At 62.7% G+C, this 25487-nt stretch carries 20 protein-coding genes, 2 tRNA genes and 1 pseudogene; 8 read left to right on the forward strand and 15 right to left on the reverse strand.

Features of this window, described 5'->3' with window-relative positions; translation table 11 throughout:
• Positions 1–149 precede the first annotated feature (149 nt).
• The 6 genes from scpB to AC0ZT5_RS05340 all read right to left on the reverse strand — a co-directional run bounded on the left by scpB (position 150) and on the right by AC0ZT5_RS05340 (position 9507).
• Positions 150–914 carry an SMC-Scp complex subunit ScpB gene (gene scpB, locus AC0ZT5_RS05315; RefSeq protein WP_488495560.1) on the reverse strand — a complete coding sequence of 255 codons (765 nt, stop codon included), beginning with the start codon at positions 912–914 and terminating at the stop codon, positions 150–152.
• Positions 911–1711: a segregation and condensation protein A gene (locus AC0ZT5_RS05320; protein ID WP_095088090.1), complete on the reverse strand. Its 801-nt coding sequence runs from the start codon at positions 1709–1711 to the stop codon at positions 911–913. Before AC0ZT5_RS05320 ends, scpB begins: the two co-directional genes overlap by 4 nt.
• A 60-nt stretch (positions 1712–1771) precedes the next feature.
• A complete protein-coding gene (gene nagZ / locus AC0ZT5_RS05325; protein WP_488495561.1) occupies positions 1772–2791 on the reverse strand; it encodes a beta-N-acetylhexosaminidase in 1020 nt (339 codons plus the stop codon).
• Positions 2792–2924: 133 nt separating this feature from the next.
• Positions 2925–6356: an SPOR domain-containing protein gene (locus tag AC0ZT5_RS05330; protein ID WP_488495562.1), complete on the reverse strand. Its 3432-nt coding sequence runs from the start codon at positions 6354–6356 to the stop codon at positions 2925–2927.
• Positions 6357–6459: 103 nt separating this feature from the next.
• The gene (argS, locus tag AC0ZT5_RS05335; RefSeq protein ID WP_488495563.1) at positions 6460–8217 is read right to left on the reverse strand and encodes an arginine--tRNA ligase; all 1758 of its coding nucleotides are present in this window, start codon (positions 8215–8217) and stop codon (positions 6460–6462) included.
• A 75-nt stretch (positions 8218–8292) separates the two neighbouring features.
• The gene (locus tag AC0ZT5_RS05340; protein ID WP_488495564.1) at positions 8293–9507 is read right to left on the reverse strand and encodes a deoxyguanosinetriphosphate triphosphohydrolase; all 1215 of its coding nucleotides are present in this window, start codon (positions 9505–9507) and stop codon (positions 8293–8295) included.
• A gap of 86 nt (positions 9508–9593) precedes the next feature.
• Here AC0ZT5_RS05340 and erpA point away from each other — a divergent pair, with 86 nt between their 5' ends.
• The 4 genes from erpA to AC0ZT5_RS05360 all read left to right on the forward strand — a co-directional run bounded on the left by erpA (position 9594) and on the right by AC0ZT5_RS05360 (position 11561).
• Positions 9594–9941, forward strand: coding sequence for an iron-sulfur cluster insertion protein ErpA (gene erpA / locus AC0ZT5_RS05345; protein ID WP_027024881.1), 348 nt, complete (start codon positions 9594–9596; stop codon positions 9939–9941).
• 2 nt (positions 9942–9943) lie between these two features.
• Positions 9944–10339, forward strand: coding sequence for a VOC family protein (locus tag AC0ZT5_RS05350; protein ID WP_488495565.1), 396 nt, complete (start codon positions 9944–9946; stop codon positions 10337–10339).
• A 17-nt stretch (positions 10340–10356) separates the two neighbouring features.
• Positions 10357–11151: an exodeoxyribonuclease III gene (gene xth, locus AC0ZT5_RS05355; protein WP_488495566.1), complete on the forward strand. Its 795-nt coding sequence runs from the start codon at positions 10357–10359 to the stop codon at positions 11149–11151.
• A gap of 92 nt (positions 11152–11243) precedes the next feature.
• Positions 11244–11561, forward strand: coding sequence for a hypothetical protein (locus AC0ZT5_RS05360; RefSeq protein WP_488495567.1), 318 nt, complete (start codon positions 11244–11246; stop codon positions 11559–11561).
• A gap of 42 nt (positions 11562–11603) precedes the next feature.
• Here AC0ZT5_RS05360 and AC0ZT5_RS05365 read toward each other — a convergent pair whose 3' ends face one another.
• The 4 genes from AC0ZT5_RS05365 to AC0ZT5_RS05380 form a co-directional block, all read right to left on the reverse strand.
• On the reverse strand, positions 11604–12443 hold the full coding sequence (locus AC0ZT5_RS05365) for a tetratricopeptide repeat protein (RefSeq protein ID WP_095087686.1): 840 nt from the start codon (positions 12441–12443) through the stop codon (positions 11604–11606).
• Positions 12430–14154: a dihydroxy-acid dehydratase gene (gene ilvD, locus AC0ZT5_RS05370; protein WP_488495568.1), complete on the reverse strand. Its 1725-nt coding sequence runs from the start codon at positions 14152–14154 to the stop codon at positions 12430–12432. Before ilvD ends, AC0ZT5_RS05365 begins: the two co-directional genes overlap by 14 nt.
• Positions 14155–14444: 290 nt before the next feature.
• On the reverse strand, positions 14445–15722 hold the full coding sequence (locus tag AC0ZT5_RS05375; RefSeq protein ID WP_488495569.1) for an OmpP1/FadL family transporter: 1278 nt from the start codon (positions 15720–15722) through the stop codon (positions 14445–14447).
• 357 nt (positions 15723–16079) lie between these two features.
• On the reverse strand, positions 16080–18863 hold the full coding sequence (locus AC0ZT5_RS05380; RefSeq protein ID WP_488495570.1) for a valine--tRNA ligase: 2784 nt from the start codon (positions 18861–18863) through the stop codon (positions 16080–16082).
• A gap of 309 nt (positions 18864–19172) precedes the next feature.
• On the opposite strand from AC0ZT5_RS05380, the pseudogene AC0ZT5_RS05385 reads away from it, so the two are divergent.
• Positions 19173–19804 (forward strand): annotated as a pseudogene (locus tag AC0ZT5_RS05385) (bleomycin resistance protein).
• A 58-nt stretch (positions 19805–19862) separates the two neighbouring features.
• On the opposite strand, the gene AC0ZT5_RS05390 reads toward AC0ZT5_RS05385, so the two are convergent.
• From AC0ZT5_RS05390 to AC0ZT5_RS05405, 4 genes are all read right to left on the reverse strand, one after another.
• Positions 19863–20690, reverse strand: a complete 828-nt coding sequence (locus AC0ZT5_RS05390; RefSeq protein ID WP_488495571.1) for a PopZ family protein — start codon at positions 20688–20690, stop codon at positions 19863–19865.
• A gap of 217 nt (positions 20691–20907) precedes the next feature.
• A complete protein-coding gene (locus AC0ZT5_RS05395) occupies positions 20908–22299 on the reverse strand; it encodes a TolC family outer membrane protein (protein WP_477227427.1) in 1392 nt (463 codons plus the stop codon).
• A 180-nt stretch (positions 22300–22479) separates the two neighbouring features.
• Entirely contained in the window at positions 22480–23148 is a 669-nt protein-coding gene (locus tag AC0ZT5_RS05400; protein WP_488495572.1) for a protein-L-isoaspartate O-methyltransferase family protein, read from the reverse strand.
• A gap of 90 nt (positions 23149–23238) precedes the next feature.
• Positions 23239–23312: transfer RNA gene (locus AC0ZT5_RS05405), tRNA-Cys, on the reverse strand.
• Positions 23313–23537: 225 nt separating this feature from the next.
• On the opposite strand from AC0ZT5_RS05405, the gene AC0ZT5_RS05410 reads away from it, so the two are divergent.
• Positions 23538–23759, forward strand: coding sequence for a hypothetical protein (locus AC0ZT5_RS05410; RefSeq protein ID WP_477289219.1), 222 nt, complete (start codon positions 23538–23540; stop codon positions 23757–23759).
• Between the two features lie 18 nt (positions 23760–23777).
• Here AC0ZT5_RS05410 and AC0ZT5_RS05415 read toward each other — a convergent pair whose 3' ends face one another.
• Positions 23778–24035, reverse strand: coding sequence for a hypothetical protein (locus AC0ZT5_RS05415; RefSeq protein WP_184873729.1), 258 nt, complete (start codon positions 24033–24035; stop codon positions 23778–23780).
• A 224-nt stretch (positions 24036–24259) separates the two neighbouring features.
• Here AC0ZT5_RS05415 and AC0ZT5_RS05420 point away from each other — a divergent pair.
• A tRNA-Asn gene (locus tag AC0ZT5_RS05420) sits at positions 24260–24334 on the forward strand.
• 103 nt (positions 24335–24437) lie between these two features.
• A complete protein-coding gene (locus AC0ZT5_RS05425; RefSeq protein ID WP_488495573.1) occupies positions 24438–24866 on the forward strand; it encodes a hypothetical protein in 429 nt (142 codons plus the stop codon).
• Positions 24867–25487: the final 621 nt, after the last annotated feature.

The raw sequence follows: 25487 nt of genomic DNA on the forward strand, positions 1-25487 counted from the left end.
TTTCCCTGGCGATGATCTATGCGTTTTCGCGTTGGGATTCAAACACAACTGCGACAGAGTTTATGAAAGGGTGGCGGATGTCACGCATTTTCGGCGTGATGGCCCGCTACGAATCCGCGCATCCTCGACAGATTGGCCGCGATTGCCAGTCAATCTTCCGTGACGCGCGGCGTCAGCAGGCCGAGTTCCTCGAGGTCGATGTCGGTCAGCGCATCCTCGTCGTCGGCCAGTGCATCGGGATCGGCCGGCGGCTGCGGAATAGAGAAATTCGACGGCATGCGGCCCGAAAGCAGGCCTGCCCCTTTCAGTTCCTCCATGCCGGGAAGATCGCGGATTTCCTCCAGCGCGAAATGGTCGAGGAAGGTCTCGGTCGTGCCATAGGTGACAGGGCGTCCCGGCGTTTTGCGCCGGCCGCGCATGCGCACCCATTCCGTTTCCAGCAGCGTGTCGAGCGTGCCTTTCGAAGTTTCGACGCCCCTGATGTCCTCGATCTCGGCGCGCGTCACCGGCTGGTGGTAGGCGATGATCGCCAGCACCTCGAGTGCGGCGCGCGACAGCTTGCGCTGCTGCACCGTGTCGCGGCTCATCAGGAAGGCCAGGTCGCCGGCGGTGCGGAACGCCCAGGCGTCGCCGACGCGCACCAGATTGACACCGCGCCGCGCATAGATCTGCTGCAGGTCGGCCATCGCCAAGGCGATGTTGATTCCATCTGGAAGGCGTGCCGCCAGCTGCTTTTCGCTGACCGGCTCAGCACTGGCGAACACGATCGCTTCGGCCATGCGCACGGCTTCCGCCATATAGAGGCGCTCGGCCGGGTTCTGGACCTGCTCGGCCGGTTCCTGCGGAAACATCTCCCCTTCCGTTTCGTCATCGACCTTAAAAGGGATAACCGAAGCGTTGGCGCGTTCGCTCATGATGCCACCTCGACTGCCTTGATTGCCTGTGCGCGGCCGCGCAGGTAGATCGGCGCGAACACGTCGTCCTGCCGCATGTCCATCTTGCCTTCGCGCACCAATTCCAGCGTGGCCGCGAACGAACTGGCGATCGCCGTGCGCCGCTCCTCGGGGCTGGTCATGTATTCGATCAGAAAACTCTCGAGCGCCGTCCAGTCGCGCACCGCGCCGACCAGCCGGGTCAGGATGTCGCGGGCGTCCTTGAGCGACCAGACACCGCGCCTGGCGATCGTCACATTGTTGATCGCCTGCTTCTGCCGCTGCTGGGCATAGGCGGTCAAAAGATCGTAGAGCGAGGCCGAATAGGCGTTGCGCTTTTCGACGATGACCATTTCCGGCATGCCGCGCGCGAACACGTCGCGGCCGAGCCGGTTGCGATTGACCAGGCGCGCCGAGGCGTCGCGCATTGCCTCCAGCCGCTTCAGCCGGAACTGCAGCACCGCCGCCAGCTCCTCGCCGCTCTCGCCCTCGTCGCCAGGCTGCTTGGGGATGAGCAGCTTCGACTTGAGGAAGGCCAGCCACGCCGCCATCACCAGATAGTCTGCGGCAAGCTCGAGCCTGAGCGCCCTCGCCGTCTCGACAAAGGTCAGATATTGCTCGACCAGCGCCAGGATCGAAATCCGCGCCAGATCGACCTTCTGGGTGCGGGCAAGATGCAGCAGGAGATCGAGAGGGCCTTCGAAACCGGCCACATCGACGACCAGCGACGGATCGCCGGTGACGCGTGAATCGTCGTTCTCGGCCCACAGACGGTCCATCGGTGCGGCCTTCGCGGCCTTGCTTTCCAATGTTTCCGCCACTTTCTCTCGCTTCCTTTGTCAGGCCACCGCATCGAAATAGGTGGCGAATTCTGCGCGTATCTCGGTTTCTTCAGCCGCGTCGTGTTTCCTAATATAGGTCAGCGCCCGTTTTGCGCGCTCCAGCGACTTGCCCTCAAGTCCCGTGGTGCGCGACGCGATGCCGGCCATTTCCTCGAAAACGCCATTGCAGTGAAGGACCAGATCGCAGCCCGCCGCAAGGATCGACGCCGCCTTTGTCGGGAAATCCCCAGAAAGTGCCTTCATCGAGGTGTCGTCGCTCATCAGCAGCCCGTCAAAGCCGATTTCGCGACGGATGATCTCGTCGATGACCTTGCCGGAGGTCGTCGCCGGGTTCTTCGGGTCGATGGCGCTGTAGACGACATGCGCCGTCATCGCCATAGGCAGATGGTTGAGTTCCCGGAACGGGGCGAAATCATGCCGTTGCAGATCGCTGAGCGACGCATTCACCGTCGGCAATTCGAAATGCGTATCGGCAAGGGCGCGCCCATGGCCGGGAATATGCTTCATCACAGGCAGCACGCCGCCCGACATCAGCCCTTCGGCGGCAGCACGGCCGAGTTCGATCACCGGTTGTGGCTCCTTGCCATAGGCACGCGCGCCGATGACGTCGCTGGCGCCTTCGATCGGCACGTCGAGCACCGGCAGGCAATCCGCCGTGATGCCGAAGCGCAGCAGGTCGAACGCATGCAGCCGCGCCATCAGCCAGGCCGCGCGGGCGCCGGCATCGTGATCGTCGCGCCACAGCGCGCCAAGCGCGCCGCCGGCCGGATAGTTCGGCGCCAATGGCGGCCGCAGGCGTTGCACCCGGCCGCCTTCCTGGTCGATGAACACCAGCGCGTCCGGACGCCCGACACAGTCGCGCATCTCGGCGACCAGATCGCGGATCTGCTCGGTCTCGCCGATGTTGCGCGCAAACAGGATGAAGGCCCACGGGCATTCGTTGCGATAGAAATTGATTTCTTCGCGAGTGAGCGATTTCCCGGCGCAGCCGAGGATCATGGATTTTGATTCGGTCATGACGGGAGTTTAGGGCTTCGCGCGGTCAAAGGGAATCGTCCCCCGCCGCATGCGCTTGAAGACAGATCTCTTCCACACGAAAAAGCCGGCGCGGTCTGAGACCGCGCCGGCTTTGATTGGTTGACTTCAGTTGCTAGCGCGAGACGAAGCAATTGCCGCCGGCAGCCTTGTAGCTGGTGCACAGATTGATCGCGTCGTTGCGCGACTTCGCCGGAACGCGCACACGGTAGAACGTGCCCTTGCCGGCAATCTCCGCCTTGACGATGTTGGCGGTGCGGCCGGAAAGCACGCTGCCGTAGCGGCGCTGCAGATCCTGGTAGCTGGACTGGGCGCTTTCGACCGTCGGCTGCGAAGCGATCTGCATCGACCACGAACCACCGCCGGTCGCGGTCGATCCCGGATCGATGGATGCTACCTGGTCGGGCTTGACCTCGCCGACGACGTCAACCGGCTGGTCGGACGGGCGTTGCGGCGCGACCGGAACCTTGGCAGGCGTGTTTGCCGATTGGGCCTTTGCCTCGGCCTTGGGCGCCGCGGCCGGTTTGGCTGCCGGCTTGAGGGCCGGCTCGTCGTCTGCCGGGGCGGTGGCGGGCGTCACGGTGCCGGTCTGGTCCGCATCGGCCTGGGACGACGGGGTAACTTGCTGCGGCGCCGGGTCGGCCGGCTCAGCGGCCGCCACTTGCGGTGCCGCGGGCGCCGGATCCTCACGCGGCACCAGCGAACCGTCTGACTTGACCACCATGGTCCTCACCTTGCGCGGCGCAACGGCGACGACATCGGCGTTGGTGCCCTTGTCGGCCTCCTGCAGCACCTGCGCGATGCGATCTTCGGATTTCGGTGCCGGCGCCGCGTTATCGGCCGGCGCTGCGCTGGCGGCCGGCGCGGCGTTCGCGACCGGCGCGGCGTTACCGTCGTCTGCTCCACCTGCCGCGGCGTTCTGGTCAGCGGAAAGATCGATGGCGCGGGCAGGATCCTTGGCCTGGACATCCACCGGCTCTTCGACGTTGGTGACCAGTTTTTCCTGGACAGGCTCGGCCGGCTTGGTCCCCTTGACCACTGCGTCGTAGACCTTGTTGTCCTGGTTCGGCACCACGGTGCCGCCCGGATTTTCCGGCTTGACCTTGATCGGTGCGTTGTCGGCCTTGACGATCACCGGTGCTTCGCTGCCGCCCTTGCCGCCGAAAGACAGCGCAAAGGCGCCGAGGCCGCCAGCCACCGCTACCGCGCCGACAACAGCGGCAATGAACAGGCCACGTCGGCGCGAGGGCCTTGCGGCCTCCCGCTCGCCGAGACCCGGGACAGCCATCGCCTCATCCAGATCGGGATCGTAGTCGAGTTCGTCGACGGTGAAATCGTCCGCCTGTGAAACCGGCTGGCTGCCGGGCAGATTGTTGAGGTCGAAGCCAGCGGCATCCGCATAGCCGGCCGAAGCTGTCGCGCGGGCAGGCATTTCGGCCGGCCTCGCGGCATAGGTCCGCGCTTCCGGCTGATAGGCCGGCTTGACCCCGTCATAGCCCGGCTTGACACCGTCATAGCCCGACTTGATGGCGTCATAGGCCGACTTGGGGTCCTCATAGCCGGCATTGTGGGATTCATCGCTATAAGCGGCGCTGCTTGCGGGAGCAGGAGCTACCTCCACCGAATTCATCTCGGTGAGAAGGCTGGAGAATTCCGCGTCGAGATCGTCATAGGCAGGCGTCGCCGGCTTGTCTTCCTCGAAGTGCAGTTCCGGGATGTCGAGATCGTCCGCCAGCGCCACGACACGCTCGGGCACGTCGACTGTCTCGACGTCGGGCATGTCTTCGTAGTGCGAGGACTGTCGCGGTTGCAGCACCGATACCGGAGCAGCAGGGGCGACGGTCTCGACCGGCTCGCTCGAGCGGTAGGACGGCACTGCGGCGGCTGCCTGCGCCGCGGCGTGCGGTGTTATCGAAGCGGTCGGCTGAGCATTAAACGCCGGCTGCTGCGGAACCGGCGTCACGCGGCTCCACGAACGGGTCGGCTCCGTCGGCTCGGAGCGTTCCGCCAGCCAATCGAGAGAATCGCCCTGATCGTGCTGGGAAGCGACCGCGTCGCGCGAATCCAGGCTGTTTGCCAAAGCCGCGTCGAACGCATCATCGTCGAAATCGACATCGCCTTGCGCGGCGACATGCGAGCGCTGATCCTGCTCCTGAAGGTCATCAAGTTGCAGAACGTCGAGGTCCGCATCGGCGGCCTGGACAGCTTCAAGGCGGTGCTGCTCCTCAGGCGTGTGTCCGTCGATATCCCATTCGAGGTCGGCGAGATCGGCCGGCTCCTCATTGGTCTTTGCAACTGCGGCGACGGGCGGTTGAGCGGCGACAGCCGGCTGAGCCGCGACGGGCTCCCTGGCCACCGGCATCGGGCGCGCGGTCATGGCACCCAGCAGCGCATTCAACTCGTCTTCCAGGCTTCGTTCATCCGCGATCGGCGAATCCAACGGCTCAGCCGCAACGGCGGCTGGCGCCATCGGCTGGACCGCAGCGGCGGCAACCTCGGTGACCGGCTCTTCGGCCGTTTCGGCAAACGAGTCGTCCAGGCTCAGGTCGAACCCATCGTCCGGCGTGCCTTCAGGGCTGGAAATCTCGCCCTTCGCCTCCGCAATATCCGCAAGCACATCCTGCGCTTCCGGCTCCTCATAGGCGACCGGCTCATCCGCACGATCCTCATAGGCGACCGGCTCATCGGCACGACTGGCAAAATCCATATCGACATCGGCCATGGCGTCGTCGAAATGGTCGGCAAAATCCTCGCTCGAGATTGCCTGGGCGTTACGCACGGTCGCTTGCGCCGGCATGGGGTACTCGACCGGTTCCGAAGCCGCCGGTTCCGCAGCCGCGTCGGACTGCTCCGCCGCCCAATGGTCGTCGAGCATCATCTCGTCTTCGAGCGAGATCGCAACCGCATCGTCGAACTCAGGATCGGAGGCTGGCTCGACAGCCGCAGGCGTGTCGGCGATGGCCGCGGCGTGCCGGACTTCGTCGGCTTCGTCGTCAACGCGGAAGTCCTGATCGAGCGACGCGGCAAGCTCGTCCTCTATCGGCTGGTCGTCCTCGAAGGGCGAAACGTCTTCGAGCGAACTGGCGGCGGCATTGTCGAAATCAGAATCGAAAGCCGGCTCTACCGCTGGCGCGGTTTCGGCAGTGTCCAAATCCGCATGGCTGGTGACATCCGCATGGCTGGCGACGGGTGCGTGGTCGTCGAGATCCGCCATGTCCAGGTGGAAATCGTCGTCGAGCGACATCGCAAGGTCGTCGTCCACCGCGCCGGCCTCGGCCGTTTCGAACGTCGGCGCATGTGCCTCGACGACCGGAGCGGCGTCGCTGTCGTCAGCGCCGAACTCGCCCATCAGTTCCTTCTCGAGATCGATCTCGAAATCGTCCACTTGCGCCGGCTGGTCGGCGACGGGCGCTTTCGGCTGGACGGGCGCTTGCGGCTTGACCGGCTGGCGCGGGTCGAATCCCATGATCCTGGTCAGTTCCGCGAACGGATCGTCATCAACGATGTCGTTGTTGTCGGCTACTCTCAGCTGGGTTCTGTCTGCCATTATTGTTCCCGAACTCGCACTCATTCGGACGCCATGGACGTCGCGTAGGGTTGGCCCTTACCAGCGCAATGTGGGCAAAAGGTGACAGGTTTTTTAGTCAAACCTAACGCATTTCGGTGGGCGCAGCGGCTCCGATCAACGTCAGGCCGGACGTCAGAACGTCCGAGACAGCCTGCACCAGCCCTAGTCTGGCATGCGTCAATTGTCGGTCGTTAACCTTAACAAAACGTAAGTCTGGATTATCTGTGCCACGGTTCCAGTGTCCGTGGAAACTAGAAGCCAGATCATAAAGGTAAAATGCCAGCCTGTGGGGCTCGAGCGCAAGTGCCGCCGACTCGATCAAACGAGGATATTCTGCAAGCTTGCGGATCAGGCCGATCTCGCCCTCGTCGGCGAGCATAGCGACCGCAGACGCCAGGCTGTTGCGGTCGAAATTGACCTCGCCCAGTTGCTCGCTCGCCTGCCGGAACACAGAATGGCAGCGCGCCGAGGCGTACTGCACATAAAACACCGGATTGTCCTTGGACTGCTCGGTCACCTTGGCGAAGTCGAAATCGAGCGGCGCATCGTTCTTGCGGTAGAGCATCATGAAGCGGATCGCGTCGCGGCCAACCTCCTCCACCACTTCGCGCAGCGTCACGAAGTCACCCGACCGCTTCGACATGCGCACGGGTTCGCCCTCGCGAAACAGCTTCACCAACTGGCAAAGCAGCACGGTAAGCTTCACCCTGTCGCCGGCAATCGCGCGCGCCAAGGCCTCCAGCCGCTTGACATAACCACCATGGTCGGCGCCGAGCACATAGATCAGGTCGACGAAGCCGCGATCGATCTTGTCTTTGAGGTAGGCGACGTCGGCGGCGAAATAGGTGAACGAGCCATCGGACTTGACCAGCGCCCGGTCCATGTCGTCGCCGACGGCGGTCGAACGGAACAGCGTCTGCTCGCGATCCTCCCAATCGTCGGGCTTCTCGCCCTTGGGTGGCGGCAGCTTGCCCTTGTAGATGTGACCCTTCAACGTCAGGTCGCTGATCGCCGAGCGGATCTTCTTGGCGTTGTCGGCGTGCAGCGTACGTTCCGAGAAGAACACGTCGTGATGCACGTTGAGCATCGCCAGATCCTCCCGGATCATCGCCATCATCGCATCGATGGTGCGGTCCTTGACGATGGCCAGCGCCTCGTCATCCGGCATCTCCACCAACGACCGGCCAAACTCCTTGGCCAGTGCCTCGCCGACAGGAACCAGGTAATCGCCGGGGTAAAGCCCTGCCGGGATCTCGCCAATATCGTCGCCAAGCGCCTCGCGGTAGCGCAGCATGACCGAACGGCCGAGCACGTCGATCTGCGAGCCGGCGTCGTTGATGACGTATTCCTTGGTCACGTCATAGCCGGCGAAGGCCATCAGGTTGGCAAGCGCGTCGCCAACCACCGCGCCCCGGCAATGGCCGACATGCATCGGGCCCGTCGGATTGGCCGAGACATATTCGACATTGGTTTTCCTGCCACCGCCAACCGTCGAGCGGCCATAGTTGCGGCCTTCGCCAAGCAGCGCGGTCAGATGCGCCTGCCAGAAACCGTCCCTTAGCCTGAGATTGACGAAGCCGGGCCCCGCGACCTCTGCGGCGGCAACGTCCTTGTCCCCACGCAGCGCCTGCACCAGTCTTTCGGCCAGCGCGCGCGGATTCTGGCCGGTCGGCTTGGCCAGCACCATCGCAGCATTGGTCGCCAAGTCGCCATGGCTGGCATCGCGCGGAGGCTCGACGGCAATGCGCGACAGGTCCGGCGAAACGCCGTCATTGTCTTTTAGATCAAGCGCTTCGACGGCTTTTATGATTCGCGCGGTGAAATCGGCGAAGATGTTCATTTGTTGTACTCTGGGGACTGACTCTGGCGGCTTTGTAGCGAATCCGGCTCGTTGGCCGGCAAAATCGAGCCCGCCCTAGCTCAAATCCGGGGTGCGGTCAAACAAACGCCGATGTTCCTTGAGCGCGTAGGTGTCGGTCATGCCGGCCAGGAAGTCGGCCACGCTGCGCGCCTTGATGCGATCGTCGGCCCGGTCGAGCCCCTCGCGCCAGCCGTCCGGCATGGCGCGCGGGTCGGCGAAATAGACGTCGAACAGATCCCTGACGATCTGCTCGGCGTCGGCGCGCACCCGCATCACCTCAGCATGCCGGTAGAGGTGCTTGTAGAGGAAGGCCTTTAGTTCTTTCTCGAACGCAGCCATTTCAGTCGAAAAAGTCACCATCGTCTCCCCGGCTGCCCTCACCGCGTCCGCGCTCTGCGGCTTGATCCGGTCCAGATTGGCAGTGGTCGAAACAATGACATCCTCGACCATGGCGGTGATCTGGCGCCGCATCAGCTCGTGGCCGGTGCGCACGTCATCGAGCGCCGGATAGCGGGCGCGCACGCCCTTGAGGATCGTTCCTGGCAGCGAGACCGTCTCCAGCATGTCCAGCGTCAGCACCCCTGCGCGCAAACCATCGTCGATGTCATGCGTGTTGTAGGCGATATCGTCGGCGATCGCCGCGCATTGCGCCTCGATGCCGGCAAACCGGTCCAGCTCGAGATCGTGCAGCTCCGAATAATCGCGGATCGCCTGCGGCACCGGCCCTTTCAGGCCTTGGCCATCGCCATTGGTCAGCGGTCCATTGTGCTTGACCAGGCCTTCCAGCGTTTCCCAGGTCAGGTTGAGCCCGTCGAATTCGGCGTAGCGCGCCTCCAGCCTCGTCACGATGCGCAGCGATTGCGCATTGTGGTCGAAGCCGCCCCAGGCGGCCATCTTCTCGTTCAGCGCGTCCTCGCCGGTGTGGCCGAAGGGCGTGTGGCCGAAATCATGCACCAGCGCCACGGCTTCGGCGAGATCCTCGTCGCCGCGCAACGCCCGCGCCAGCGCACGCGCGATCTGCGCCACTTCGATCGAGTGGGTGAGACGGGTGCGATAGTGGTCGCCTTCATGCGCGATGAAGACCTGCGTCTTGTGTTTCAGCCGCCGGAACGCCGTCGAATGAATAATGCGGTCGCGATCGCGCTGGAACGGCGTGCGGGTCGGGCTTTCGACCTCATCGAAAAGCCGCCCGCGCGACTTTGCCGGATCGCAGGCATAGGCGGCGCGTGGCCGATAGCCGAATCCGATGTCGCCCAACTCGTTGGTCATGATCGATGCCGCAATTGATTGGTCTAGTTGACTTGGCCGCTCGCGCTTCATACCTATCATGTGAAACCGAAAGCAAGGTGACGCCCATGGGCGCGGATGCCAAGACTGCCATGAAAGTCGACATGACCGAGGCCGCCGCCAGGCGGATCGCCAAGATTGTCTCTGGCGAAGCTGGCAAGACGGCGCTGCGCGTTTCGGTCGAAGGCGGTGGTTGTTCTGGCTTTTCCTACAAGTTCGACCTGGTCGACACGCGCAACGACGACGACGTCGCCATCGAGAAGGATGGCGCCACGGTGCTGATCGATGATCTGTCGCTGGTCTATATGGGCGGCTCGGTGATCGACTTCGTCGACGACCTGATGGGCCAGTCGTTCCAGATCCGGAACCCGAACGCCGTCGCCTCCTGCGGCTGCGGCACGAGCTTTTCCATATAGAAATGTCTGCGATCGGTGCGGTCCGCCAGATCGCGCTGTCGGCAGGACGTGACCTCGACGTAACGCTGGCATTCTGGCGCGATGTGCTCGGCATGAACCTGCACGCGCGCTTCGATCCGCCGGGCATCGCCTTCATCATGGCCGGCGACGTGCGCTTGCTGTTCACCGACGGCGTACCGGCGGGAACCGTCTATCTCGACATGTCGGGCCTCGACCGTTTCCATGCCGAGGCAAAGGCCGCGGGCGTCCCCTTCACAGCGCCGCCGACGCTTGTGCACAACGACACCGAAGGTCAGTTCGGTCCGGCGGGGGAAAGCGAATGGATGGCCTTTCTAAAGGACCCGGCAGGCAATACGATCGGCCTGGTCGAACGCCATCCGCCGCAAGAACCCCACTGAACAGCATCGAGACCGTCATGAAAATCGTCACCTGGAACATCAACGGCGTGCGCGCCCGCATCGGCAACCTGACCCACTGGCTGACCGAGAGCGCGCCCGACATCGTCTGCCTGCAGGAGATCAAGACGCTCGACGACCAGTTCCCGCGCGCCGAGATCGAGGCGCTTGGCTATAATGTCGAGACCCACGGCCAAAAGGGCTTCAACGGTGTCGCCATTCTGTCGAAACCGCGCTTCGACGAGGTCACCAGAGGTCTGCCCGGCGACGATGCCGACGAGCAGGCGCGTTTCATCGAAGGCGTCTTCTCGACCGACAAGGGCGCGCTGCGCATCGCCTCGCTCTATCTGCCGAACGGCAATCCGATCGACGACGATAAGAAGTTCCCCTACAAATTATCCTGGATGGAGCGGCTGGAGCGCTGGGCACAGGAGCGGCTGAGGCTGGAAGAGGCCCTGGTTCTGGCCGGCGATTACAACGTCATTCCCGAGCCGATCGACGCCAGGTTTCCGGAGAACTGGCTGGGCGATGCGCTGTTCCAGCCGCAGACGCGGCAGGCTTTCCGCCGGTTGCTCAATCTTGGTTTCACCGAGGCGGTCCGCGCGGTCACCGACAGGCCCGACACCTACACGTTCTGGGACTATCAGGCCGGCGCCTGGCAGAAGAACAACGGCATCCGCATCGACCATCTGCTGCTGTCGCCGGAAGCCGCCAACCGCTTTTCGGCGGCCTCGATCGAAAAGCATGTGCGTGCCTGGGAAAAGCCGTCCGACCACGTGCCGGTGGCGATCGATCTCGCGCTGCAGCCGGCCTGACAGGAGAACCCCTGTCCAGGAGGCCCTAACGCCGGGCACGCAAGGCGTTTGACCTCATATAGCCACATTCCGGCGCATGATGGGGGATCATCATGGCGGCCGGGGTTCCCATGACCATTCGAATTGCTCTTTGTCCGATCGGCTTGGCATTTGCCATGGCCGCGGTCGTGCCGGCTTTCGCCGCCCCCGAATGTCTTGCCAATGGAAAATCGTATCCGGTCGGTCAGGTCGCCTGCCTGACGGTCGCCGACCAGAGCCATCTGGCCCGCTGCGACATGGTGCTCAACAACACGTCGTGGACCAAGGTCGGGGACAGCTGTCCTGAAAACACGATGGCGCCGCATCTCCATGTGACGCCGATCTCAACGCCGGCCCCCAGCATGGTGCCGACGGAACCGACCGAGAATTGATCAAAATCGAGCGCTTCCGGTAAGGCCAGCGCAGCCGCGAGACTACTGGTCCGCGCTGCCGCCCTTGGTGAGGATGTCATCGGCCAGCGAGATCGCGGTGCGGCGGTCGGCTTCGCCGGCGGTGGCAAATGCCTCTTCCTGCATGCCGCGGATCCACGGCTGGTCGGCCGGCGAAGCGCGTTCAAGCGCAGCCGTCATCATCGCCAGGCCGCGAACGATCTTGCCGCTCTGGAACAACAAATGGCCGAGCGTCGCCTGGGCGCCGGCATGGCCCTTCTCGGCGGCAAGCTGGAACCAGCGCCCGGCCTGCTTGACGCTGGCCTTCACGCCGCCCTCGCCCTTCAGGAACATCTGACCCATCTCGAACTGCGCGTTCGGATTGCGGTAGTTGGCGGCGGCGCGCATGTAATATTCCTGGGCCGCCACCTCGTTCTCGGTGACCGGGCTGCCTGGAATGCCCTTGCGCAGATAATCGCCAAGCGCCACCAGCGCGTCCGAGACATAGCTTTCCTCGGGCGAGCCGGGCTCGACGTCCTGGTCGACGATCTCCGAGAAGAACTTGAACGCCTCATAGTCGTCGCGCGCCACGCCGTCGCCCTCGGCATACATGCGGGCAAGCTTCCAGGTGGCGCCGATCTGGCCGTTCTCGGCGGCGTATTTATAGGCCTCGGCGGCCTGTTCCTTGTGGCCGTTCTTGTAGGCGGAAAAGCCGAATTGGAACACCGCCCATGGGCTGGATTGCGGCTTCACGCCGGTCTTGTCGTCGAACACCTTGTCGTCAAAGGCCATAGCCTGGCCCACGGCGCCAAAGGTCGCGCCAAAAGTGGCGAACACGACCAGTGCCGAAAAGACAGACGACCTCAACAACTCAGATGTCCGCATAACAATGTGTTTCTTTCGCACCGCCCGGATGGGTGACCGCGCCATCGCGCGCCGGCCCTACCGTCTGTGCATATTTCCATATCGCGCCCGACTGATAGTCGGTCGTGCGCGCCTTCCAGGTCTTTGCCCTCGCCGCCAGTTCGCTATCGGGCAACGCCACGTCGATCGTGCCGTTCACCGCGTCGATCGAGATCACGTCGCCATTCCGGAGCAGCCCGATCGGGCCGCCCACGGCTGCCTCGGGTCCGACATGGCCGATGCAGAAACCGCGCGTCGCGCCCGAAAAGCGCCCGTCGGTGATCAGCGCAACCTTGCCGCCCATGCCCTGGCCGTAGAGGGCCGCCGTCGTCGACAGCATCTCGCGCATGCCTGGGCCGCCGCGCGGCCCCTCGTAACGGATGACGAGCACCTCGCCTTCCCTGTAATTGCGCTTCGTCACCGCTTCGAAACATTCTTCTTCCGAATCGAAGCAGCGCGCCGGGCCGGAGAACTTCAGCTCCGACATGCCTGCGACCTTCACGATCGCGCCTTCAGGGGCGAGGTTTCCCTTCAACCCCACGACACCGCCGGTTTGGGTAATGGGTGTGTTGGCCGGGCGGACCACATCCTGATGTTCATTCCAGGCAACGTGCTCCATATTTTCGGCCAAAGTGCGGCCGGTCACCGTCATGCAGTCGCCATGCAAATAGCCGTGGTCGAGCAGCGTCTTCATCAGGAGCGGAATGCCGCCGGCCTCGAACATGTCCTTGGCTACATATTTGCCGCCCGGCTTGAGGTCGGCGATGTAGGGCGTCCTCTCGAAGATTTTCGCCACGTCAAACAGGTCGAACTTGATGCCGGCCTCGTGGGCGATCGCCGGCAGGTGAAGTGCTGCGTTGGTCGAGCCGCCGGTGGCCGAAACCACGGTCGCCGCATTTTCCAGCGCCTTCAACGTGACGATGTCGCGCGGCCGGATGTTCTTGGCAATCAGTTCCATAATCTTTTCGCCCGAGGCGAAATTGAAACGGTCGCGCATCTCGTAAGGCGCTGGCGCGCCGCAGGAATAGGGCAGCGCCAGGCCGATCGCCTCGGCGACGGTGGCCATGGTGTTGGCGGTGAACTGGGCGCCGCAGGAGCCGGCCGAGGGACAGGCGACCTGCTCGATTTCAAGCAGCTCGGTGTCACTGATCGCGCCGACCGAATGCTGGCCGACCGCCTCGAACACGTCCTGCACGGTGATCTGGCGGCCGCGATAGCTGCCGGGCAGGATCGAGCCGCCATAGATGAAGATCGACGGCACGTTGAGACGCACCATGGCCATCATCATGCCGGGCAGCGACTTGTCGCAGCCGGCCAGGCCAACCAGCGCGTCGTAGCAGTGGCCGCGCATGGTGAGTTCGACCGAATCGGCGATGACCTCGCGCGACACCAGCGACGACTTCATGCCCTGGTGGCCCATGGCGATGCCGTCGGTGACGGTGATGGTGCAGAATTCGCGCGGCGTGCCGTTGGCGGCCGCGACGCCCTTCTTGACCACTTGAGCCTGGCGCATCAGCGAAATGTTGCAGGGCGCGGCCTCGTTCCAGCAGGACGCGACGCCGACCAGCGGCTGCGCAATCTCGGCCGCCGACAATCCCATCGCATAGAGATAGGACCGGTGCGGCGCACGCGCCGGACCGACGGTCACATGGCGGCTCGGGAGCTTGGCCTTGGAAATAACTTTGGCGTCCATACTCTTCCTTGCCGCGGGCGGTGCGGCCTGCCCCATCGCCGAGCCTTTTAGCGCGTGTCCCGAGACAAGATCGAGGTGCGCCGGGTTTATGGCGGGAAATGGGCAATTTCCCTAGCCTGACTTTTAGCGCAGGGGTTGTTCAGAAAGTGTTGCCAAAACGTCACAATCGCACGAGGCGAAAGCGCTGCGGCTTATCTGCAACCCAGCGTGGATGCCAGGTCCCAAACGGCGCCGCCCAAACAAAAAAAAGCCGGGCAATGCCCGGCCTTTTTTCTTTTCACTTCAGATGGTTACCACTTGACCTTCAAGGAAGTGGAGATCGCCGAAACAAGATCATTGCCAAAGTCTGCCGTGTATTCGGTACCGTAGGTAACGCCGTCACTGCCGACGACCGAATGGATCGATCCGCTGGTAAGCACGCCCAGCGCGCCACCGAGACGAACTTCGATGTTCTGGGTCGGCGTGTAGGCCACGCCGCCGCTCACCGTCCAGGTGTCGGTCTGCGCGCTCAGGCCGGTGGTCGTACCACGATCCCAGGTGAGAACCGCCGCCCCGCTCCACTGATCGTTGAATTTATGGCCGATGCCGCCGGAAACCGTCCAACCATCGCGATAGAGCAAATCAAGCGAGGTGGCGCGCACAGGGCTGGTCGTCGCGCAGGCAATGAGCCCCTGGGTCGAGGTCGGGCAGAACGGAATGCTCTGCAGATCGCTCCAATTCACCCACTTGATGGATCCAAAAGCCAACCAGCCGGGAGCGATGCCTGACTGAAGCTTGAGTTCAACAGAGTCCGGAACCTGCGAAGAACCATAGACGTCAGTGACGTTGCCAAGTAGCGGATTTGCGGGATTGATAAGCCCAGGCACCTGGGTCAAATCAAGCGTTCCGCTCAAATTGTCGAGCTTGACGGACGAATTGTAGACCAGGCTGGCGCGCAAAGCGATGTCCGGGATCTCATAGGCGACACCAGCACGCCATCCCCATCCATCTCCTTCGAGATCAAGGCGGCCAATGCCTGTGCCGAGAAAGGCGGGAATGGGAGCAACCAACTGTTCCTTGAAACCCGAAACATCTTCATGGAACACGCCGCCGATGAAGCGAAACTGACCTTTGCTGAGGTCCATTTTGTAAGAACAGGTCGCGCTAAAGGCTTTGCTTTCTACCTTCGTCTCGACATTGCTTTGTGCACCCGCCCAGTTCGCACCAGGATTGCTGAAGGCACCGATCGGCTGGGAATAGTCGCCCAGGCAATCGACCGGTCCCATGCCGATCTTGATGCCGCCGTAGGGCACCCAATAGCTTTCGGTATCGCGCGCCGTGCTGGATTTGCCCAGCGCATTGAGATTACCGTCGGTTGGATCCGTATCCGTTGCATTCTTCAGGTCCCGCTGCGGCATCACATAGGTGCCGGAAAGCTCGCCTGTGACCTGCGCCGGATCGAACAGCAAGTCGATGTCGTAGCCGCCGCGCTCCAGGCCGCCAGCATGCGCCGAGTTCATCGCCGTCCCGATCAAAGCCAGCGAAAAGCACCCCGCCCCCAGCAGTGCTTTATGTCGCAAAATAGTCATGAATGTCCTCCCCGAATTCGAGTGCGCCAAGCTAGAGCCAATTCAGGTTAACGCTGCAATAACGAATTCCTGGGGCGTACATGTACATGTTCGCCAAGCGCATTTTCGACACAAAACAAGCCACTGCCGTTAGCCCAAAAAACCGCTTCCGGAGTGTGTGTCGCCCTCAAAACGCGAGAAAAATCCGCCCAAAAGGCTCAAAAATATATGTTTTTGGGGATCCAGGGCCCCATTGTTACATTATGGCAACAATGGGGCCAAAACTTTCCGTTTACGTCAACATTAACGCAGCGGAATGCCTATTTTCGAGGCAAGAAGGTCTGATTTCGAAGCCGCCGAGGCGCCACGAATCTGCCCTCAACCAGCGTCGCGAACCCTCGTCAACGCCACCGAAAGCTTGTCCTGCGTGTCGCGGTACTCAGCGAGCTTTTCGCGCTCGGCATCGACGATCTCGGCCGGCGCGCTGGCGACGAATCTCTCGTTCGACAGCTTCTTGTGCAGGCGCGCGATTTCCTCGGTCACCTTGGCCAGTTCCTTCTGCAGCCGTGCCGCTTCGGCGGCGAGATCGATCAGGCTGCCAAGCGGCAGGCAGATCGTCGCCTCGTTGAGCACGATCTGCGCCGAGCCTTTTGGGGCGACATCGGCCAGCGAGATGTCGCCGACCCGCGCCAGCCGCTTGATCGCCGAGTCTTCGCGAACAAGCCGTTCGCGGGTCACTTCGTTGGCGCCGACCACGACCAGCGGCGCGATCGCCGCCGGCGGCACGTTCATCTCCGAGCGCACCGAGCGGATGCCCGAGACGAGATCGACCAGCCAGTTGATGTCGGCGGCAGCCTCTGCGTCCTCGAAGTCCGGCGACGGCCACGCCGCATGGCACAGCAGCGAGGCGCGTTCCTTGCCTTCGCCAGCGGTCTGCGCCCACAGTTCCTCGGTCATGAACGGCATCATCGGATGCAAGAGCTTGTAGATCTCGTCGAGCACGAAGGCGACGCAGGCGCGGCTTTCGGCCTTGGCCGCCTCGTCCGTGCCCATGAACACCGGCTTCAGGAGTTCCAGGTACCAGTCGCAGAACAGGTTCCAGACGAACCGGTAGGCCGACCCAGCCGCCTCGTTGAAGCGGTATGAGGTGATGCCGTCGGTGATCTCGCGCGCCGCCCGCGTCAGTTCGGTGAGGATCCAGCGGTTGACCGCAAGCTTGGCATCGTTCAACCAGAAATCGTCGTTGCGCGCGACTTCGTTCATCTCGGCAAAGCGCGTCGCGTTCCACAGCTTGGTGCCGAAATTGCGATAGCCGGCGATGCGCGCCGGATCGAGCTTCACGTCACGGCCTTGCGCCGCCATCACCGTCAGCGTGAAACGCAACGCGTCGGCGCCGTATTCGTCGATGAGGTCGAGCGGATCGATGACGTTGCCTTTCGACTTCGACATCTTCTGCCCGTTCTTGTCGCGCACCAGCGCATGGACATAGACCGTGTGGAACGGCTCCTCGTCCATGAAATGCAGGCCCATCATCATCATGCGGGCGACCCAGAAGAAGATGATGTCGAAGCCGGTGACCAGCACGTCCGTCTGGTAGTAGGTCTTCAGCTCGGGCGTCTCACCGGGCCAGCCCAACGTCGAGAACGGCCACAGCGCCGACGAGAACCAGGTGTCGAGCACATCCTCGTCGCGGATCAGGATCTCGCCCGGCTTGAAGTTCTCGAGCTTGTCTTCGACCCAGGCCTTCCACGGCCCTTCCAGCGCCAGATAATATTCGATCGCCGCACCCAGCGCCTCTTCTTCGGTCTTCTCGACGAAGACGCGCCCGTCCGGACCATACCAGGCCGGAATCTGGTGACCCCACCACAGCTGGCGCGAGATGCACCAGGGCTGGATGTTTTCCATCCAGTCGAAATAGGTCTTCTCCCAGTTCTTCGGCACGAAATTGGTTCGCCCCTCGCGCACCGAGGCGATCGCCGGCTTGGCCAGTTCCGCCGCGTTGGCATACCATTGCTCGGTCAGGAACGGCTCGATCGGCACGCCGCCGCGGTCGCCATGGGGCACCGCATGGCGATGCGGTTCGACCTTTTCCAGGAAGCCGCCTTCTTCCATCAGCTCGACGACCTTCTTGCGCGCGACGAAGCGGTCGAGGCCGTTGAGTTCATCCCAGACCGCCTGACGCTCCGGCGTCACCTCGAGACCGGCGAGAAAATCCTCATTGTCCTTGAGGCTTATCGCCGCCGCGACGGTGAGGATGTTGATCGCCGGCAGCTTGTGGCGCTTGCCGACCTCGAAATCGTTGAAGTCGTGCGCCGGCGTGATCTTGACCGCGCCCGAGCCCTTCTCCGGGTCGGAGTACTCATCCGCCACCACCGGGATCTTGCGGCCGACGATCGGCAGGACGATGTTCTTGCCGACCAGATGCCGGAAACGCTCGTCGTCGGGGTGAACGGCAACGGCCGTGTCGCCCAGCATTGTCTCGGGGCGCGTCGTCGCCACGGTGATGAAGGTTTTCGGATTTTCCGGGTCGAAGACCTGGCCCTCGATGGGATAGCGGAAGTGCCAGAGATTGCCGTTGACCTCGTGCTGCTCGACCTCGAGATCGGAGATCGCGGTGAGCAGCTTGGGATCCCAATTCACAAGGCGCTTGTCCTTGTAGATCAGCCCCTCCTTGTAGAGCGTGACGAACACTTCGAGCACCGCCTTGGACAGGCCCTCGTCCATGGTGAAGCGTTCGCGCGACCAGTCGGCCGAGGCGCCGAGCCGCTTCAGCTGGTTGAAGATCGCCCCGCCCGATTCGTCCTTCCACTCCCACACTTTTTCGATGAACTGCTCGCGCGTCAGGTCGCGGCGGTGGATCTGCTTTTCCATCAGCTGGCGCTCGACCACCATCTGCGTGGCGATGCCGGCATGGTCCATGCCCGGCTGCCACAGCACGTTCTTGCCGCGCATGCGCTCGAAGCGCACCAATATGTCCTGCAGCGTGTTGTTGAGCGCGTGGCCCATATGCAGCGAGCCGGTCACGTTCGGCGGCGGGATGACGATGGTGAAGGCTTCCGCCCCCTCCTCGGCCCCGGCGCCGGCGCGGAACGCGTCGGCGTCTTCCCAGACTTTGGCGATCTTCGGCTCGACGGTTTTTGCGTCGTAGGTCTTTTCAAGCATGGGAAAATGGTCCGCGCTGTCGGGAGTTTTGCTGGTCCGGTGTAAATCGGAAGGTTTTGGCCAAGTCAACCGCAGGGGCTGCCTCGGACCCTCAACGTCAATTAGATACGGCCTGGATCAGGTCAAGGAGACCCACTTCCATTCCATCGATCAGATTGGCAGGGCCTGTTCCTCGGGGAAAGCCGCAGCGCGCCACGCCTTGACCGGCAGGTGCCGCCGCAATACGCTGCCAACGCTGCTGTAGGGCGCATCGGCTTCCGGCCGGAGGGGCATTGCCCGCCTACGCCACCTCAACCCTGCAACGCGCCCATGCCGACCCTCGAACACCACAAGAAACAGGCCAAGCTCTATCTCAAATGGCATCGCGAGCGGTACTATCCCGTCGCGGCTGTGATTGAATGGCTCTTGCCGCGTTTTCGCGATCTCAGCGACAGCGAGATCCTCGATCACGGCTTCAAGCTTGCCGATGCCCAGGAACTCGTCGCCAGGAAGTCAGGTTTCGAGAGCTGGCAGGCGCTGAAGGAAGGCCTTCAAACCGTGACCCATCGTGCAGCACCAGACGCAGCAAAACCGCATCTCGCCTTTGCCGAGCCACAGCTCTTTGTCTGCGACATCGCAGCGGCCTGTGATTTCTACCGGCAAAAGCTCGGCTTCGAAACGCGCTTCACCTGGGCGAGCCACCCTTCTACGCCCAGATCATCCGCGATGCTGCAAGGCTCAACCTGCGCCATGTCGACAAGCCGCCATTAGCCGCCAATTCGGCCGATGACCTGCTGGCGGCGACGATCATACTCGACAACATCAAGGCGCTGTTCCTGGAGTTTCAGGCAGCCGAGGCTCCCTTCCACCAGACATTGAGAACCGAACCATGGGGTGCCCGCACGTTCATCGTCAGGGATCCCGACGACAACCTCATTTGCTTCGCGACCAGCGCGGGCTGACCTCATCGACAAAAACGCCGCCTCGCGGGCGACGTTTCGAGGGTGATGGCAATTGAGACTACTGCGCCCCGCGCGCCACGCGCTCGATCTCCTCGCGCACCAGCCGCTCGACCAGTGTCGGCAGATTGTTGTCCAGCCAATCCTGCAGCATCGGCCGCAGCATCTCTTCGGCCATCTCGTCGAATGTCTTCTTGCTGCGGCTGGCAAACGCATCGGATAGCTCGCCAAAGGCGGCGGCAACCTGCCGGCCCGTGTGCTCGGAAACGATGGCCGGACGCGGCGCATCGCTGGCCACCGCCGGTCGCACCACGCTTGCGCCTGGATGAGACGGCTGGGGGGCTGCTTCGGCAGTCGGCTCGTCCCTCGGAGCCTCCACCGGCGGTTGGACGACCGGCTTAAGGGCCTCGCCTTTGTCCGGCACCGCTTTGGCCCGCTCACCGACAGCGGCGGTCCCGCGCCGCCAATCGGCAACGGGGGCGTCGGCGACAGGACGCACTGCTGGCGAGTCGGCCATGACCGGCGGCGTCGGCTCGGCGGCGACCCGGGCGCTGACTTCAGCAAGTGTCATCGATGGCTTTGCCGGGGTTGGCTCCGGGCGCATCGGCGTTTCCATCCGCGCGATCACGGGCTCGACTGCCGGCAATTGTGCCTGGACTTCCGCCAGCGTCACCGGCTTCTTGATCTCTGGGGCGGCCTGCAGGTCGGCTCGGAATGCCTCGACGTCGGCAACTGCACCAGCGCTCGCCGCCGGCTCCAGATCCTGGCGCAGCTCATCGGCGTCACCCGGCTGCTTGCGGCCGCCGTCGCTGTCCTCGATGATCCTCCTGATGGAAGCCAGTATCTCTTCCATGGAAGGTTCGCGCTGTGCGCTGCTTGCCGTTGCCATCGTCACATCCGCCGCCCTTGTGACCCGTTGCAGATTTCCGCTCCGGCAAGGCCGGATCGAATCATGACGACAGCGTAACCGACGGATCGCCGCACGAGAATCCCCAATCTGGGGACTTGTGGGATTTCAACAGATTAGACCAGATCCCGAACCGATGGGCAGCGAGGCCAAAGACCAAGCTCAGGCAGGAGGGACCGAAAAGTCCGAGCCGAACCTCTCAGCGGCCGTCCGGCGTACGCAGGCCGAACCATTTGTCCTTGACCGCGTTGTAGTGCTCTTCAGGTCTGTACTTCGTCACCTGCAAGCCAAGGCGGTCGACGGACAGGCGGCCGGTCGCCTGCAGGATGGCATAGCTCGCCACCACCACATCATGTTCAAAGCCAGCCTGGTTGATCTCCGCGGTGATGACCGTCGCCTGTGCGTTGAGGACATCGAGCGTGGTGCGCTGGCCGACATTGCGTTCTTCGATGACGCCGCTCAGTGCTAGCTTCGCGGCCTCGATCACCTGCTTGTTGGCCGTGAGCTGTTGCTGCGCGGCAGTGTACTCGGTCCAGGCGGCGGTGACGGCCTGGCGCACCTGGTCGCGACTGACGTCGACCTCGATGCGGGCCTGGCTGAGCGATTCCTTGTCCTGGCGCACAATCGCCGATTTACGGCCACCGGAATAGATCGGGATGCTCAGCGTGGCCCCGATGTTGGCCGAATTGGTGGTGCCGTCCTGCGACGCGAAGGCGCCCGGTACAGTATTGCGATAATCGCTCGAAACACCCGCGCTTGCAGTCAGCTGCGGCAGCAGCGCGCCTTCGGCCGACTTCACCGAAAACGCGGCCGCGTCGACCAGATGCTGGGTGGCAAGGATGGCCGGGTGCTCGTTCGCGGCCACCTCGACGGCAGCTGCGAGGCTCGACGGCAACAGTTTTGCCACCGGGGAAGCGGCTTTGAGCTTGCCCGGTTCGTCGCCGACGATCTGGCGATAGCTTGCGGCACTGGACAACGCTTGCGCACGGGCGGCGCTCAACGATGCCACGGCGGCGGCCCGCGAAGCGTCGGCCTGCGCGACGTCGGTACGCGTGCCTTCACCAACCTCAAAACGCGAACGCGCCGCGCGCGCCGTCTCGGTCAGGAATTGCAGGTTCTGCTCGGTCAACACGGCGATCTGGCGGTCGCGAATCACGTTCATATACGCCTGGGCCGCGCTGAACAGCGTGTTCTCTTCGGTGTTGCGCAGGGTTTCGACAGAAGCGCGGACCTGCGCTTCGGCGGCGGCGACATTGTTCCTGGTCTGAAAACCGTCGAACAGCGTCTGATTGATCTGGACGCCAAAATTGCCGGTGGTCAGCCGCACGCTTGAGTTCGTTCCGTTGAGATGGCTGCTGGAATAGTCGATGTCCGCCGACCCGTTGATGGTCGGGCGCCATCCCGACTTGGCGATGGCGACGCTCTCGTCGGTGACGCGGACGCCGGCCCGGGCCGAATTCAGCGAAGAGTTGTACTGATAGGCCTTTGCCAGCGCACCAAGGATCGATTCCGCCGAGGCCGAGAATGGAGAAAGCGCGGTCGCGGAAACGAGGACGGCGGCGAAAAGACTCTTGCGTATAGGCAGGACCATGTATCCCTCATTCGTTGTCCATGGGAACCACGCCACACCGGCTTCTCCTTCTTGAGCAGCCGGCGCCGCGTGTTCAATGTTCCCTGCTGCTCAGCCCCAAAGTGCCCCCAGTTTTGTGGACCAGCAACGATTTCAAACACAAGCGACCATGACAACGCCTATCCTGCAAGGCAAAATCATTCAGAATTCGAAGGCGCGAATACGTTCAAATCCCGGTAGTGGCTTAATTGCCGCATTAAATGCGCGTCTTCCGGTTACAACCCCCCCCGCTCTAAAAAAAAGCCGGGCCACGCCGGAATTGCCCTGGCCTTCGACGGCGACGAGTCGGCCGCCTTCGGCAAGCTGGTCCAGCAGCGGCGCCGGCACGTCCGCGACGCTGCCGCCAATGAAGATGACGTCATAGGGCGCGCGGGCGGCATGTCCTTGCGGCAACGCCCCCTGGACAACGGTCACATTGCCGCAGCCCAGCGATGAAAGCGTCGATCTGGCGGTCTCGGCCAGCGCCGAATCGCTTTCGAGCGCCACCACGGACTTCGCGAGCCGAGACAGGATAGCCGAGGCGTAGCCGGTGCCGCAGCCGACATCGAGCGCCGAATCGGCCGGGCTGATCTCGGCCAGTTGCATGAGCTTGGCCAGCGGCGAGGCTTCCATGAGATAGCGCGCGCCGTCCGCGCCGGCGGCAATGCGGATGTCCTCGTCGATATAGGCGAGATCGCGCTGTTCGGCGCCGACAAAGAGCTCCCTTGGCACGACGAGCATCGCTTCGAGCAATGGCGCGCTGGTCACATCGGTGGTGCGAACCTGGCCGTCGACCATCTTGACGCGAAGCTCGGAGAAATCAGCGCTCATGTTCCAACCAATCCGCTTGCCGCGCCAGAACCGCGGTTCATTACGATCGGAACTTCAGGCCCCAGCGCTGGTGCGCGGGGGCCCGGGCATTGGAGGCCTCGCCCGGAATCGAACCGGGGTGCAAGGATTTGCAGTCCTCTGCGTAACCACTCCGCCACGAGGCCTCATTGCTCCCGGCGTTCCACCCGGTTCCAATAGGTTGCGGCGAAAATGCCGTCAAGCGGCCACCCGTGCATTCCGAACGGTTTCCTCTCGCCGGTTTGGGCAGCATCCCGCCAAATCCCAGGCCCGGGCCTCACGACCATACGTTAGCTGCTCGTTAAGCATGGCTCGACGCCGGAAGAAACTCATTCAGCAGCCCATACGTTGAACACGGCGGGAGACATGCCATGCGTCGGACAACGGCAGCAAAAGGCAAGGCAGAGGACAAGAATAATGCGGCGTCCGGCCTGTCGCTGCCGCAGTGCGAAGAGCTCTTGCGCTACGCCATTGACCGCCTGTGTATCGGGAGCGCGAGCAGCCTGTTGCCGCATGACCGGGCAAAGCTCGCCTCGGCGGCTGCGATTCTCAAGCAGATCCGCGAAGCGCTGGAAGAGCACGCCGGCCTCTGAGGCCGCGCGCTGTCGACCTCAATCCGGTCGGCGGCGCCGTTCCCACCAGACAACGAAGCGGCGCCTGTGGCGTCGGACCATGGCGAATTCATAGGACAGCACCAGCAATCCAAGCGGAACCATCCAGAAGCCGAGGATCGGGAGGAAACCGAGAATGCCGCCGATGGTCAGCACGATACCGATGGTGATTCTGAGCCCGCGCGAGCGCGGCATTTTGAACTCACGCCCGAAAACCGAGATTTTCCGCGCTGGCATCTGGTTGTCTTGTGCTGTCATCGTCTCGAAAGATTAACCCTTTTGACCGTTCAGGAGCATCGTTGAATCTAAGCCGCAACCGCGCTTTCGGTTCCATATCCCCAGCAAGACGGCTAATATGAGGGCATCCGCGAACGATTGCGAGAAACCCCTGAGCGAAAAAGCCTCGGAAAAATGCGAAATGCTTCTTTGCAAAGCGGAAAAGGGTTTGCTATAGGCTGCGCCACTCACATGAGAGCCTCTGTTCCCCGGTAGCTCAGTGGTAGAGCAACCGGCTGTTAACCGGTTGGTCGCTGGTTCGAATCCGGCCCGGGGAGCCAAATCTTTTCAAGCACTTACCCGAAATCGCTCTACCGCCATTCTGGTGGCAAATTCCCTTTGGGCTACACCTAGGGCTACATTTGACACACAGGCCATTCCGCTATGAGAGAGATGCGCCCTTTCTATCGTGTATTCACCTTGACCAAACGGGAGGCAGCGGTTCAACAGATAGAGGCAGCAATAGCTGCCTTCCACGCGGGCCAATTCGCTCTCACCATAACTTTGGCCGGTGCTGCGGAAGATATGGGGCCTGAGAAAGAGGGCGGCCTTTGGGTCAGCATTCGGGACAACCCAACTCGGCCAGTCGAGAGAAACAAGGATTGGATCAGGCGTCTCAACGAGACGCGCGACTGGCTCAAGCATGACAGACCCGAAGAAACCAGGGCTTTGGTCGCATTCGAAGCCGGCTTGTTCATCTTGCGGGCGATGGACAAGTGGGAGCCCTGGACGCCAACGATGATCGCCTTCAAGGATCTGTGGTTCTCCTCGCCCAAACTGATGCGCCCCGAAGATTATTCTCCCGAACAGTAAAAGCCCGCCACCGTGAGGCAGCGGTCTCTAAGCGTGGTAGAAGGTTTGTCGGGGACACTGACACGGACGGAGGCCGTTATGAAAATCTCGATGTCCCTTGTAGCGATGATAGTACTCTCTGTGCTCTGCCTTCCGGCCAACGCCGCCAAAACCAACACCGACCACATAGGGCTGACACCAGAGCAATTTGGCAACCTCACCCCAGATCAACAGGCCGCAATTAGAATCTGCAGAACTAAAATCAGAGCTGCAGGAAAAGGGCCCAACCCCGCTTTCATGCAAAGCTGCCGGAAGAACCCTGGGAACCTTAAAGCCAACAACGGAGGAAGAGGTTTCGCAGGTCCAAAGCGCAAGGCGTTAATGAAGGCGCACAGCCATCAGGCAAGACTGCGTTACGAACGGTTACATGCCCCAAGAATGAGCCCGCCACCGTGAGGCAGCGGGCGCTAGTTCGGGAGGAGGTCGGGCGTCCCCTTTGCCCGTGAACAACGGTACGCCTCGCTTAGTTGGATAATAAGCTCGCTCCGGTTGAAGCTCTGCATATTCAAGCTGCGTGACTTTTCTGCCACAAGAGAAAGCCCGCCACCGAAGCAGCCAGGGAGTCTCGCCATCACGAATCCG

This window comes from Mesorhizobium sp. CNPSo 4670, assembly GCF_057784235.1.

Excerpts from the sequence above, each read along its gene's own strand:
- scpB (WP_488495560.1), bottom strand. The coding sequence starts at position 914 with ATGAGCGAACGCGCCAACGCTTCGGTTATCCCTTTTAAGGTCGATGAC.
- AC0ZT5_RS05320 (WP_095088090.1), bottom strand. The coding sequence starts at position 1,711 with ATGGACCGTCTGTGGGCCGAGAACGACGATTCACGCGTCACCGGCGAT.
- nagZ (WP_488495561.1), bottom strand. The coding sequence starts at position 2,791 with ATGACCGAATCAAAATCCATGATCCTCGGCTGCGCCGGGAAATCGCTC.
- AC0ZT5_RS05330 (WP_488495562.1), bottom strand. The coding sequence starts at position 6,356 with ATGGCAGACAGAACCCAGCTGAGAGTAGCCGACAACAACGACATCGTT.
- argS (WP_488495563.1), bottom strand. The coding sequence starts at position 8,217 with ATGAACATCTTCGCCGATTTCACCGCGCGAATCATAAAAGCCGTCGAA.
- AC0ZT5_RS05340 (WP_488495564.1), bottom strand. The coding sequence starts at position 9,507 with ATGACCAACGAGTTGGGCGACATCGGATTCGGCTATCGGCCACGCGCC.
- erpA (WP_027024881.1), top strand. The coding sequence starts at position 9,594 with ATGGGCGCGGATGCCAAGACTGCCATGAAAGTCGACATGACCGAGGCC.
- AC0ZT5_RS05350 (WP_488495565.1), top strand. The coding sequence starts at position 9,944 with ATGTCTGCGATCGGTGCGGTCCGCCAGATCGCGCTGTCGGCAGGACGT.
- xth (WP_488495566.1), top strand. The coding sequence starts at position 10,357 with ATGAAAATCGTCACCTGGAACATCAACGGCGTGCGCGCCCGCATCGGC.
- AC0ZT5_RS05360 (WP_488495567.1), top strand. The coding sequence starts at position 11,244 with ATGGCGGCCGGGGTTCCCATGACCATTCGAATTGCTCTTTGTCCGATC.
- AC0ZT5_RS05365 (WP_095087686.1), bottom strand. The coding sequence starts at position 12,443 with ATGCGGACATCTGAGTTGTTGAGGTCGTCTGTCTTTTCGGCACTGGTC.
- ilvD (WP_488495568.1), bottom strand. The coding sequence starts at position 14,154 with ATGGACGCCAAAGTTATTTCCAAGGCCAAGCTCCCGAGCCGCCATGTG.
- AC0ZT5_RS05375 (WP_488495569.1), bottom strand. The coding sequence starts at position 15,722 with ATGACTATTTTGCGACATAAAGCACTGCTGGGGGCGGGGTGCTTTTCG.
- AC0ZT5_RS05380 (WP_488495570.1), bottom strand. The coding sequence starts at position 18,863 with ATGCTTGAAAAGACCTACGACGCAAAAACCGTCGAGCCGAAGATCGCC.
- AC0ZT5_RS05390 (WP_488495571.1), bottom strand. The coding sequence starts at position 20,690 with ATGGCAACGGCAAGCAGCGCACAGCGCGAACCTTCCATGGAAGAGATA.
- AC0ZT5_RS05395 (WP_477227427.1), bottom strand. The coding sequence starts at position 22,299 with ATGGTCCTGCCTATACGCAAGAGTCTTTTCGCCGCCGTCCTCGTTTCC.
- AC0ZT5_RS05400 (WP_488495572.1), bottom strand. The coding sequence starts at position 23,148 with ATGAGCGCTGATTTCTCCGAGCTTCGCGTCAAGATGGTCGACGGCCAG.
- AC0ZT5_RS05410 (WP_477289219.1), top strand. The coding sequence starts at position 23,538 with ATGCGTCGGACAACGGCAGCAAAAGGCAAGGCAGAGGACAAGAATAAT.
- AC0ZT5_RS05415 (WP_184873729.1), bottom strand. The coding sequence starts at position 24,035 with ATGACAGCACAAGACAACCAGATGCCAGCGCGGAAAATCTCGGTTTTC.
- AC0ZT5_RS05425 (WP_488495573.1), top strand. The coding sequence starts at position 24,438 with ATGAGAGAGATGCGCCCTTTCTATCGTGTATTCACCTTGACCAAACGG.